The sequence below is a fragment of the Paracidovorax oryzae ATCC 19882 genome (assembly GCF_000687165.1).
Lineage (GTDB): Bacteria > Pseudomonadota > Gammaproteobacteria > Burkholderiales > Burkholderiaceae_C > Paracidovorax > Paracidovorax oryzae.
The window spans coordinates 119,993-131,632 of sequence record NZ_JMKU01000018.1 but is presented as its reverse complement, the minus strand read 5'-3'; the positions used below and the strand labels follow the sequence as shown (position 1 = coordinate 131,632).

The 11,640-nt window shown below is 70.4% G+C and carries 8 protein-coding genes; 6 read left to right on the top strand and 2 right to left on the bottom strand.

Annotated features, from left to right (window positions below; genetic code table 11):
* The first annotated feature begins 1 nt into the window (after position 1).
* The 6 genes from T336_RS0115220 to T336_RS0115195 all read left to right on the top strand — a co-directional run bounded on the left by T336_RS0115220 (position 2) and on the right by T336_RS0115195 (position 8,347).
* Positions 2–1,594: an ABC transporter substrate-binding protein gene (locus T336_RS0115220; protein WP_019701458.1), complete on the top strand. Its 1,593-nt coding sequence runs from the start codon at positions 2–4 to the stop codon at positions 1,592–1,594.
* Positions 1,591–3,507: a CocE/NonD family hydrolase gene (locus T336_RS0115215; protein WP_026433194.1), complete on the top strand. Its 1,917-nt coding sequence runs from the start codon at positions 1,591–1,593 to the stop codon at positions 3,505–3,507. The genes T336_RS0115220 and T336_RS0115215 overlap by 4 nt, the downstream gene beginning before the upstream one ends.
* A 113-nt stretch (positions 3,508–3,620) precedes the next feature.
* Positions 3,621–4,652 (top strand): porin, encoded by a 1,032-nt coding sequence (locus tag T336_RS0115210; RefSeq protein WP_019701460.1) that lies wholly within the window; start codon positions 3,621–3,623, stop codon positions 4,650–4,652.
* Positions 4,653–4,676: 24 nt separating this feature from the next.
* Positions 4,677–5,825 (top strand): ABC transporter substrate-binding protein, encoded by a 1,149-nt coding sequence (locus T336_RS0115205; RefSeq protein WP_026433193.1) that lies wholly within the window; start codon positions 4,677–4,679, stop codon positions 5,823–5,825.
* Between the two features lie 22 nt (positions 5,826–5,847).
* Positions 5,848–7,461: a methyl-accepting chemotaxis protein gene (locus T336_RS0115200; protein WP_019701462.1), complete on the top strand. Its 1,614-nt coding sequence runs from the start codon at positions 5,848–5,850 to the stop codon at positions 7,459–7,461.
* Between the two features lie 16 nt (positions 7,462–7,477).
* A complete protein-coding gene (locus T336_RS0115195) occupies positions 7,478–8,347 on the top strand; it encodes an alpha/beta hydrolase (protein ID WP_244883962.1) in 870 nt (289 codons plus the stop codon).
* A 127-nt stretch (positions 8,348–8,474) separates the two neighbouring features.
* On the opposite strand, the gene T336_RS0115185 is transcribed toward T336_RS0115195, so the two are convergent.
* Positions 8,475–8,903, bottom strand: a complete 429-nt coding sequence (locus T336_RS0115185) for a DUF2721 domain-containing protein (protein ID WP_013596305.1) — start codon at positions 8,901–8,903, stop codon at positions 8,475–8,477.
* Between the two features lie 243 nt (positions 8,904–9,146).
* Positions 9,147–11,624: a YbcC family protein gene (locus T336_RS0115175; RefSeq protein ID WP_026433191.1), complete on the bottom strand. Its 2,478-nt coding sequence runs from the start codon at positions 11,622–11,624 to the stop codon at positions 9,147–9,149.
* Positions 11,625–11,640: the final 16 nt, after the last annotated feature.

Below are 11,640 nucleotides of genomic sequence, written 5' to 3'. Positions count from 1 at the left end.
CATGCGACCCCTCTTCCTCCTGACACGCCGCACGCTGGCCGCCGCCCTGGCACTGGCCCTGCTGCCGGTGCCCGCCGCCTTCGCGCGGCCGCTGCTGACCATCGGACATTCGAGCGAACCCTCGTCCATGGACCCGCTGTTCTCCCGCACCGGCAACAACCAGGCCGCGGCCGAGAACATCTTCGAGCGCCTCGTCTCCAGCGACGAAAACATGCAGTCGCGCCCCGGCCTGGCGGTCTCCTGGCGCGTGCTGGAACCCACGCTCTGGGAAATCCGGCTGCGGCCCGGCGTGCAATTCCACGACGGCACGTCCTTCACCGCAGATGACGTGGTCTTCTCGCTGGAACGCGCTCCCCGGGTGCCCAACAGCCCGGCGCCCTTCACCGGTGCCGTGCGCTCCATCGCCAGCATCCAGGCCGTGGACGCGCTCACGCTGCGCATCCGCACCAAGGCCCCCACGCCCGACCTGATGGAGCAGATCGGACTGGTCTACATCGTCTCGCGACATGCGGCCCAGGGAAAGCGCTCGGAGGATTTCAACTCCGGCGCGGCCACGGTGGGCACCGGTCCCTACCGCTTCAAACGCTGGCAGCCCGGCGACAGCCTGGAACTCGAGCGCAATGCGCACTACTGGGGCCGGCGTCCGGATTTCGACCGCGTGCTGATCCGCTACATCTCCAACGATGCGGCACGCATCTCGGCCCTGCTTTCAGGTTCCGTGGACCTGATCGACAGCGTACCTCCCACCGACGCGAAGAGCCTCCGGAGCCGGCCCGGGGTCAGCCTCTTCAGCTCGCCGTCGGCGCGCCTGATCTACCTGGCGCTGGATTCCGCACGCGATGCCAGCCCCTACGTCACCGACGCGCACGGCCGCCCGATGGACACCAATCCGCTCAAGGACGTGCGCGTGCGCCGCGCCATCTCGAAGATGTTCATGCGCGAGCCGATCACCGCGCGCCTGCTCAGCGGTGCCGGCATGCCTGCCGGCCAGATGGTGCCCGAGGGCCTGGGCGGTTACACGCCCGCGCTGCCGGCGCCCGCCTACGACCTGCCCGGTGCACGGGCCTTGCTGGCCGAGGCGGGCTATCCGCAGGGGTTCGGGCTCACCATCCATTCATCCAACGACCGGTTCGCCAGCGACAGCGACCTCGCCCAGGCCCTGGCCCAGATGATGGCGCGCGGCGGACTGCGCATCAATGGCGTGGTCACCCAACCCTACAACGTGTATGCGGGGGCCAGCGCCAAGCAGCAATACAGCGCCTTCGTCTTTTCCTACGGCAACACCACCGGCGACTCGGCCAACGGGCTTTTGAACGTGCTGGCGAGCTACGACAAGGCCGCGGGCACCGGCGCCTTCAACCGATCGCGCTATTCCAACCCTGCCCTGGACCGCCTGCTGGCCCAGGCCGCCGTCGAATTCGATCCGAACCGGCGGGACGCGCTGTTGCGCCAGGCCGCCGAGGCCGGCTTCAACGACGTGGGCATCGTGCCGCTGTATTTCCCCGTGGTCTTCTGGGCCGCGCGCGGCGGCATCTCCATCCGCGCCAACAAGGCCGAGCGCACCTCCATGCCCTACATCCAGGAAACCCCATGAACCAGCCCGACACCACGGCGGCCTCCGTGCGCCCCGCCGACATTCTGCAGGACCGGATGGTGCCCATGCGCGATGGCGTCCGCCTGGCCACGGACGTCCACCTGCCCGCCGGGTACCGTCCCGGCATCGATGCGCCGCTGCCCGTCATCCTGGAGCGCACGCCCTATGACAAGTCGGGCATCTCCCGCGCGGAGAAGATCGGCGACCGCACCGGCGTTCCCCGCCCCGAAGTGGCCCGCTACTTCGCCGACCAGGGATTCGCCGTGGTCTACCAGGACTGCCGCGGCCGCTATGCCTCCGAAGGCCACTTCACCAAGTACCTCGCCGAAGGCCCGGACGGCTTCGACACGCTCGCCTGGATCCTGGCGCAGCCCTGGTGCAACGGCAGGGTCGGGACCATGGGCCTGTCCTACGCCGCCCACACGCAGATGGCGCTCGCCTGTATGAACCCGCCTGGCCTGGCCTGCATGGTGCTGGATTCGGGCGGGTTCTCCGACGGCTACCAGTGCGGCATCCGGCAGTCCGGGGCCTTCGAGCTCAAGCAGGCCACATGGGCCTTCAAGCAGGCCAAGCTCAGCCCGGCCGCGCAGCAGGACCCCGTCGTTCGTGCCGCGCTGGAGGCCCAGGACATCCGCCAGTGGTTCGCCCGCATGCCCTGGCGGCCTGGGCACTCGCCGCTGTCCGCCGTGCCCGAGTACGAGGACTACCTGTTCGAGCAATGGCGCGCAGACACCTTCGACGCCTCCTGGCGCCGCCTGGGCATCTACGCGAAGGGCTACTACCACGCCATCCCGGACATCCCCGTGGTGCTCATGTCCAGCTGGTACGACGCCTACGTGCGCACCACGCTGGAAAACCACGCGGGCCTCGCCACCGGCCGCCGGTCACCGGTGCACCTGATCCTCGGCCCCTGGCTGCACGGGGACCGCAACACCACGCACAGCGGCGACGCGGAATTCGGCCCGCGCGCCGCCCTGGACGGCAACGTCGCCACCGACTGGCTGGCGTTCCGCCTGCAATGGTTTCAGCACTGGCTGCAGGACCGGCCGCAGGAGGGCCGCCAGGACCCGGCAGCGCGGCTCTTTCTGATGGGCGGCGGCAGCGGACGGCGCGATGCCCACGGCCGCATCGACCATGGCGGCGCCTGGGTGCGCGCGGACGCCTGGCCGGTGCCGCAGGCGCATGCCACCGCCTACTACCTGCATGCCGACGGCCGCCTCGACCAGGAGCCTCCCACCACGGACGGCGCATGCATCCGCTACCAGTCGGACCCGCGCCGGCCCGTGCCCACCATCGGAGGATCGCTGACTTCCGGCCAGCCCGTATTCTCGGGCGGCGGCTTCGACCAGCGCGAGGATCCTCGCTTCTTCGGCGTACAGGAGCCGGGCCTGCCACTGGCCTCGCGCGATGACGTGGTGGCGTTCCAGACCCCGCCGCTGGAACAGGACATCGCCGTCATCGGCCCGGTGACCGTGCGGCTGTTCATCTCGTCCGACTGCCCCGACACCGACTTCACCGCGAAGCTGATCGACGTGCACCCGGCCAATGCCGACTACCCCGAAGGCTATGCCCTGAATCTCACGGACGGCATCTTCCGCTGCCGCTTCCACGCGTCCTGGGAACGGCCCAGCCCGCTCGAGCCGCACAAGGTGTATGCGATCACCATCGAGCCGTTCGCCACCGGCAACCTCTTCCTGAAGGGGCACCGCATCCGGCTCGACATCTCCAGCAGCAACTTTCCCAAGTACGACGTCAACCCCAACAGCGGTGAATCCGCTGCCGAAGCCCGCGAAAAGCGCGTGGCCCTCAACACCCTCCACCTGTCGCCGTCCCACCCTTCCAGCGTGACGCTGCACATGGCGGATCCGCAGGCCCTCGAACCGCTGCCCGCGCCCACCCCGCCGAGCGGCTGAGCACCGCCCACCCCTTTCTGCGACTTGTCCGCCCGCGCCCGCAGCGCGGGTGGCGGGGCCGCCTGCGCCCGTCTTCCACCCCAGTTTTTCCACCCCCACAGGAGCGACACCTCATGAAACGAACCTCGGCATACCTGGCGGCCCTGGCCGCCTGCGCAGCGCTTCCACTCACGGCAGGAGCGCAATCGGCGGTGACGATCTACGGCAGGATCGACACCAGCATCGACAGCGTCAAGACCGGCCCGACCTCAACGACCCAGATGACCAGCAACGCGTCGCGCCTGGGCTTCCGCGGTTCGGAAGACCTCGGCGACGGGCTGAAGGCGCTCTTCGGCCTGGAACTGGGTGTTTCCTCGGATACGGGAGGTCTCTCCTCCCCCGCCTTCCGCAACTCCTACGTGGGCCTGGGCGGCTCCTTCGGCACGGTCGCGCTGGGTCGCCTCGACTCCGCGGCTCCCACCCGGACGCCGCTCTACGCGCTGGTTACGCGGCACACCGAGTTCGTCATCCACGACGCAGGGGCCACCGCCGTCGGCACATCGATCCTCAACGCCCGCACGCGCGAATCGAACGCCATCGGCTACGCCAGTCCGGTCGTCAACAACTTCGTCTTCCGCGCAGGCTATTACCTCAATGGCGACGGCCTCGCGGAAACCGCCAGCGGCCCCGTGCGCTTCGAAAGCGACTACCGGCAGGCCGACGTATCGCTCAGCTACGGCGAGGGCAGCGGCCCGCTGGGCCTGGGCCTGGGCTACGGGCAGAACCGCAAGCGCGGCGGAGCGGCCGTGAACGACGTCAAGGACAAATGGATGGCGGTCGCTTCCTACGATTTCGGCGCCGTCCGCGCATGGGTGCTGTTCAACCGGGACAACACCCAGGGCGGCCCCACGTCCCGCAACAAGACCGATGTCCGCTACGTCGGCGCCTCCTGGGACGTGGGCAGCGGAAAGATCGTCGGCAACTACATGACCAAGGACGTGCAGACGGACCGCAATGCGCAGCTGCGCCGGCTCCAGGTGGGCTACCTGCACAACCTGAGCAAGCGCACCAGCCTGTATGCCTTCCTCGACCGGACCGACCCGAACAACCGCGCCCCCAACGACGTGGTCCGTGCCCTGGGCATCGGCATCCAGCACAACTTCTGACACCGGTGCGTCGGGCAGGACAGCATGGCACACCCTTTCATCCACACGGCAGCGATCCTGGCGATGGCCGCGCCCCCGGCGATGCCGGCCTCCGCGGCCGGCGCAGTGCCGAACGACATCGTCGTCGCGGGCGTCGGCCAGTTCAGGGATCCGCACTCCACGGCCAGCCAGATCCAGGCGGGAGTGCGGATCTGCCTCGACGAAGTGAATGCCCGCGGCGGCGTGCTCGGAGCGCGGCTGCGGCTCGTCCTGAAAGACCGGGGACCCGACGGCCCCGACGCGGTCCGCCGGACCCGCGAAGCCATCGAGGAATACCGACCCACGGCGCTGGTGGGCATCAGCGGCACGGCTCCGCTGGAAGCCCTGGTCCGGGCGGACGTGCTCGGCAAGGCCGGCATCCCCCTGGTGGGAGCGCGTACCGGGGCGGCTTCGCTCCACCAGTCCGTCAACCCGTGGATCTTCAACACGCGCGCCAGCTACGCCCGCGAAATGAAGCGCATCTGCGACCATCTCGCCACGGTGGGCAGGCGGTCCGTCGCCGTCTTCCATGAGCGCAGCGCCTTCGGAGCCGAAGGCTTGGCCCGGGCCCGGGAGGAAATCCAGGCCCACGGGCTGCGCCTCGCCGGCTCGGCGGACTATGCGTACGGCACCACCGACGTGCAGGAAGCGGTCTCCGTGCTCTCCCGGGCCGCTCCCGATGCGGTCATCGCCGTGGCCACCAGCGACGCCACCGCGGAGTTCTACCGGCGCATGCGGCAGGCCGGAAGCCCGGCCTTCGTCATCGCGCTGTCCGTGACCGACGCGGAGGCCGTCGTGCGGCGCATCGGTGCCTCGCAGTCCCATGGCCTGGGTATCGCCCAGGTCGTGCCGGACCCGGCCCGCAGGACCTCGCGCCTGGTGCGCGACCTGCAGGATGGACTGCGCCAGCGCGGCGAGGGGCCGACGCCGCTGAACGCGGACATGGTCGAAGGCTGCATCGCCGCCCGGGTGCTCGTGGAAGGCCTGGCCCGCGCCGGCCCGGATCCCACGCCTGCACGGCTGCGCCGTGCGCTGGAAAACCTCGGGGAAACCGACCTCGGGGGCTTCGCCATCACGTTCTCTCCCGCCAGCCACTCCGGCTCCAGCTACGTGGACATCGCCGTTGTGGGCCAGGACGGAAAACTGCGGCGCTAGACCGGCGCCAGAGGATCGACACATGTTTGCACGCTTCAATATCGGCAGCCGCCTGCGGCTGGGTTTCGCGACCGTCATCGCCCTGTCCTGCCTCATCGTCGGTGTCTCGCTGTGGAACCTCAAGACCCTGAGCGACGCCTCGGCCGCCATGATGCAGAAACCCCTCATGAAGGAGCGCCTCTGCAGCGACTGGTACCGCGCCATCGACTCCGGCATCATGCGCACGACGGCCATCGCGCGCAGCAGCGATCCCGCGCTGGCCGCCTTCCTCGCCACCGACGGTCCCAGGCGCTCGGGAGACCTGCAGGAAAAAATCCGCTCCCTGCTGGAAACGCCGGAGGAACGTGCGCTCTTCGAGAAGATCGATCTCCAGCGCGCGCGCTACCTGCAGTCGCGGGACCGCGTGAACGCACTGAAGGTCCAGGGCCGTGCCGACGAAGCCCTGCGCCTGCTGCAGGAAGAATACCTGCCCGTTTCGCGGACCTTCCAGGCGCTGATGCAGGAACTGGTGACGGTCCAGCGCGCGCAGATCGACGCGATACAGGCAGGCATCGAAAGCACCACGCGGCGCAGCATGCGGCTGCTGCTGGGGCTGGAAGCAGCCGCCATCGTGTTCGCGGCCCTCGTGGCCGGACTGCTCACCCGCTCCATCGTCCGGCCCCTGACACAGGCCGTCGGCGTGGCCGAGCGCGTGGCCAGGGGCGACCTCACCGGCACGATCGAGCCGACATCCCGGGACGAGGTCGGCCGACTCGTGTCCTCGCTGGGCCAGATGAACGCCAACCTGCGCCGGTTGATCGCCGGCATCCAGTCGAGCGCCCGCGGCATCTCCCAGGCGTCCTCCGAAATCGCCTCCGGCAATTCGGACCTGTCGGTCCGCACGGAGCGGCAGGCGGCCTCGGTGGAGGAGACGGCCGCAGCCGCCGAACAGATCTCAGCCACCATCCAGCGCAATGCCGACAGCGCCCGCGAGGCCACCCGCGCGGCGGCTTCCGCGAGCGGTATCGCGGCCCGCAGCGGGCAGGCCGTGGCCCGCGTCATCGAAACCATGGAGGCGATCAACGGTGCCTCGCAGCGCATCGCCCGCATCATCGGCGTCATCGACGGCATCGCCTTCCAGACGAACATCCTGGCACTCAACGCTGCCGTCGAAGCGGCCCGCGCGGGTGAACAGGGCCGGGGCTTCGCCGTCGTCGCGGCAGAGGTGCGCAATCTCGCCCAGCGCTCGGCCAGCGCCTCGCGTGAGATCAGGGCCCTCATCACGGACTCCGTGGACAAAGTCGCACTGGGCACGGCACTGGTACAGGAGGCCGGCGGCACCATCGGCCAGGTCGTAGGCAGCGTCGAGACCGTAGCGCGCCTCATCGCCGACATCGGCGCATCCACCGAGCAACAGGCCACGGGCATGCTCCAGGTGAGCGCCTCCATCCAGTCGATCGACGGCGTGACGCAGAAGAATGCAGCCCTGGTCGAGGAAGCCGCCGCTGCCGCATCGGCCATGAAGGACGACGCGGTGGCGCTGGCGGGCATGGCCGGCGTCTTCCGGCTGGACACCGGTGCAGGCCTCGCAGTCCATGGATACGTATCAGGACCGCAGATCGCGCTGGCGACTGCAAGGCAGGCCACCGCCATGTGAGAATGAAACGATGAGCATGACCATCTCATCCTTCCCTTCCGATGCGGACGGCACCCCCGTCGCGACGTACACCTGGGCCGGCGTGTCCGGCGAACCCACGGGCGTGGTGCAGATCGCCCACGGGCTCGCCGAACACGGCGAGCGCTACGACCGTTTCGCCAGGGCGCTGAATGCGGCCGGGTTCCTGGTCCACGCAGTGGACCACCGCGGCCACGGGCGCACCGCCGGCGGGCGCATGGGCGATTTCGGCAAGGCCGGTTTTGGCGGCCTGATCGCCGACGTGGCCCAGTTCGGCGCCCTGCTGCGGGCCCGGCACGGGCAGCTTCCACTCTTTCTCTTCGCGCACTCGATGGGCTCCTTCGCCGCGCAGGCAGCCCTCCTCGACCACTCGGCAACGTGGTCCGGCGTGGTCCTGTCCGGATCGACCGCGCTGGACCTGTTCGCCGCCGACCTGGCGAATCCGCCGCCGGGCGCTCCTGCTGGCCTCGCAGCGCTGAATGCGGGCTTCGCGCACCGCACAGGCTACGAATGGCTGTCGCGCGACGCCGCCGAGGTGGATGCCTATGTCGCCAACCCCTGGTGCGGATGGGACGTCCCCCCCGACGTGTTCCCGGCCTTGATGGCGCCCGCCCCACGCCTCGCCGATCCCGCCCGGCTGGCGCGCATCCGCGGCGACCTGCCCATCCTCATCGCGTCCGGCGACGCGGATCCGCTCGCTGGCGGCGGCGAGCGGCTGGAGATCCTGGGCCAGCGCTACCGCGACGCGGGCATCGCCGACGTGACCGTGAAGCTCTACCCGGCCGGCCGCCATGAAATCCTGAACGAAACCAACCGCGACGAGGTCACCGCCGATATCGTGGCCTGGCTGCGCGCGCACGCGGCCTGACGCATCGCCCGCCGGTCAGAAGACGCCGTACCGGTAGGCGAAGTACAGCGCGGCCAGCACGCCGACCACGGAAAGGAAAGTCATCAGCCTGGACATCCGGGCTCCTGGGAAAAAGGGACCTGCATATTCAGGTCGGGTTGATGCTGTGCTGCGCCAGGTAGATCTCCACCAGCATGAGCGTGTAGGTGGCCACCAGCCCCAGCATGGCCAGCACGAAAAGGCCGGCCACCGGCCGGTCGAAAGCGATGCCCAGTTCGTTGCCCACGAAGAGCGACACGATCAGGAAGCACACCAGGATCGCGCAGGCCGCAGCCACCGTGATGGCGGCATTCACCACCTTGGCGCGGCGATTCAGCGCCTGCAGCTCCTGCTGCAGGGCCGGGCTCGCCTCGGTGGGTGCATGCTCCTGGTCGTCCCGGCGCTTGATGGTGCGGTCATTGATGCGGGCCAGGCGGTTGGTGAGCACGGTCAGCGTGCTGCCGATGGCGGCCAGCATGAAGGCAGGCCCCACGGCGAGCTGGATCACGTGCGAGGTGTCGGCGTGGATGGTGAGCATGGGTGGGCGCCATTGTCCACCGGAGCCGTCCCATGGCGTGTCATCCGCCGCCTCCTGCAGCGCCCGGCAATTTATCCTTTCTTTATCCTCGGATGAGTGACGCTCGTGGACGCGCTGCGCAGCCTCCAGCAGGCAGCGGGCCAGCCCGTGGCGCTGATCATCGACGAGGCCCAACACGCCACACCAGCGAAGCGGGCGAAGCCGCGAGGCTGAAAACCCAGGTTGCATTGGGCGCAACCCGGCTCACGCCCCGGACGGCCCCGTGCCCACGGCGAACCAGCCCCCTGCCTCGCGCCGCTCCAGCCCCGCCGCCGCGAAACGCCACAGGTGCAGCCATCCGTTGCCCAGCAACTGCTGCAGCACCGCATGCCGGGCGATGACCGCATCGATGGCCTCTGCGGGCGCGTCGATGACCACCGTCAGCCGCAGCGGCTCGTGCACCCAGCGCTGGCCGTCGTGCAGCGACTGGCGCGACAGGCCGATGCGCAGGTCACCGCCGTTGCCCTCGAACACGCCGATGTGCCCGCCCACCACGTTGTGCAGCAGCTTGTTGCCGCTGCCCAGGCGCTCCGGGTCGCAGGTGGAGGCGTGGTACTGCCAGTTGATCCAGTGCGTGACGAGCATGGGCGCCGTCATCAGCAGTTCCAGCAGGCTGCCGTCGGCGTCCTGGACCGGGTCGTAGTCGTGCAGGAAGGCACGTCCGCCCAGCTCCGCCCCCCAGGTGCGCGAGCGCGGCGCGATGACGAAGGCCGCATTGCCGGCCAGGCCCCATTCGGGCCGGGTCTGGGCGCCGTCGTTGGCGCGGCGGCGCAGCGCGGACAGCAGGTCGCCGGCAGCAGCATGCGGGTCCAGGCCCAGCGAGGGGGCGCGCTCGCGGCGCACGCGATCGCCTGCCGTGGTGAACACGGGCTGCCAGCGCTCCCAGCGCGCACGCGCCTCGGGCGGCAGCAGGTCGAGGTCGAAGCCCTCGATCTCGTCGGTCGTCGTGTTGTGCAGCGCGGCGACGAAGCACGTGGACTCGGGCAGTGCGATGCCGAGCGCCGGCAGCGCGCCACGCACCTCGGCATCGTTCAGCAGCAGCGCCAGGGCGCGCGCGTTGACTTCGCCGGTCTGGCCGCAGCAGGCGCCGCAGTCCAGCGCGGCGGCCTGGGCGTTGTTGGCTGACTGGCTGCCATGGCCCACCAGCATCACCAGCGGCGCGGCGCCACGGGCCAGGCCCAGGGCCTTGAGCACGCGGGCGGCGAGCGCGGCGCGCTCCTGCAGCGGCAGGCCGCTCAGCATGGGCCGGCAGACGGGGCGATAGCGCGCCGGCAGGCCCTCCTGGTCGCCGCTGTCGCGCACATGTTCGCGCGGCCACAGCCAGCCGCCCAGCTTGCCGAGGTAGCCGGCTCCCAGCGCCTCGACAAAGGAAAAAGCCGCACCGGGCCAGCGCGTGGTGGACTCCCACTGCGCCGCCCAGGCCAGGCGGCGGTGGCGTGCGGTGACGGCGGCCCGGGCGTCGGGCAGCTGGTCGGTCACCTCCATCGCGGGCGGCAGCAGGCCCGGCAGCTGGGGCCGGCGTGCCGTGGTGCCCAGCGGCGTGTACGCCGCCGGCACCCCGAAAAATCCCGCGAAGCCCAGCGTCTGCAGCGTCGGCGCGGTGGCCTCCAGCGCGCGGCGCAGCGGCTCGCTGCGCACGTCGATGCAGAACACGGCCTGCGCCTCCGGCTCGGCAGGCCGGAAGCCGGGCGCCCGGGCCAGCCGCCCGGCCAGTTCGCGCTGGTAGCCCAGCTCCAGCGCGATCTGCCACACCTCATCGACGACCAGCGCCTGCCCGGCCTGCCGCAGCCGCTCGGGAGCGCGGCGCCACTCGGCCTGGAGCGCGGCGAAGGCCTGGCGGGCGGCGGCATCGTCCTTGCACTCCAGCAGCACGGCGCCCCATGCCAGGCGGATGGCCAGCAGGTCGCGCAGGTGCTCGCGCTCCGGCGCGCCCTCGGGCGCCTGCCAGGCCAGGTACGCGCACCACGAGGCCCAGCCGTTGACGGTGAGCAGCACGGCCTCCAGGTAGTCGGCCCAGGCGCCGTCGGGCAGCTGCAGGTGGTGCATCGCCCAGGCCTCGGCGTCCTCGCGCGTCGCCGGCAAGGCCTGCAAGCCGCGGTGCAGGCCGGGCAGCCCCATCAGCGTGCCGATGCCGTGGTCATGCGTCAGCGTGTCGCGCCAGAAGGCGTAGAGGCCCGGCCCGCGCTCGGGCTGCCAGTCGGCCTGGGTCCGGTCGAAGAAAGCGGCGCAGGTCTGGCTGACCTGGTGCGTAATGGCCTGGCGCCAGGTCAGGCGCGCATCGCGGGCGGGGTCGTTGTCCAGCACGTCGATCAGCAGCGGCAGGGGTTGCAGCCCGTCGGAGCGGTCCAGCGCGGCGATGCAATCATCTGCGCTCAGACCCAGAGCATCCGGCAGCTGCTGCAACGCCAGGGCCAGATCCTCCGGAGAGATACGGCCACCGTACCAGGCCTCGCGCTGGCGCTCGCGCGGCGGGAACACCTGGATGCCGCCCAGCAGCGCCATGCGCGCGGCGACGCGGCGCAGCGGCTGGCCCGTGCGCTGCCAGTGCGGGTTGACGGCGATGGCGCGGTCCAGCGGCCAGGCGGGGGCGATCGCGCTGCAGGCCTGGGCGCAGGCAGCCTGGATGCGGGTGGGCGCCGCAGCCCGGGCCAGGGCGTCGTGTTCGAGGGTGTCGGTGTGCATGGTCTTTTTCTTTCTC

What these genes read in the sequence shown, in the direction of transcription:
- T336_RS0115220 (WP_019701458.1), top strand. Translation starts at nt 2, where the DNA reads ATGCGACCCCTCTTCCTCCTGACACGCCGCACGCTGGCCGCCGCCCTG.
- T336_RS0115215 (WP_026433194.1), top strand. Translation starts at nt 1,591, where the DNA reads ATGAACCAGCCCGACACCACGGCGGCCTCCGTGCGCCCCGCCGACATT.
- T336_RS0115210 (WP_019701460.1), top strand. Translation starts at nt 3,621, where the DNA reads ATGAAACGAACCTCGGCATACCTGGCGGCCCTGGCCGCCTGCGCAGCG.
- T336_RS0115205 (WP_026433193.1), top strand. Translation starts at nt 4,677, where the DNA reads ATGGCACACCCTTTCATCCACACGGCAGCGATCCTGGCGATGGCCGCG.
- T336_RS0115200 (WP_019701462.1), top strand. Translation starts at nt 5,848, where the DNA reads ATGTTTGCACGCTTCAATATCGGCAGCCGCCTGCGGCTGGGTTTCGCG.
- T336_RS0115195 (WP_244883962.1), top strand. Translation starts at nt 7,478, where the DNA reads ATGACCATCTCATCCTTCCCTTCCGATGCGGACGGCACCCCCGTCGCG.
- T336_RS0115185 (WP_013596305.1), bottom strand. Translation starts at nt 8,903, where the DNA reads ATGCTCACCATCCACGCCGACACCTCGCACGTGATCCAGCTCGCCGTG.
- T336_RS0115175 (WP_026433191.1), bottom strand. Translation starts at nt 11,624, where the DNA reads ATGCACACCGACACCCTCGAACACGACGCCCTGGCCCGGGCTGCGGCG.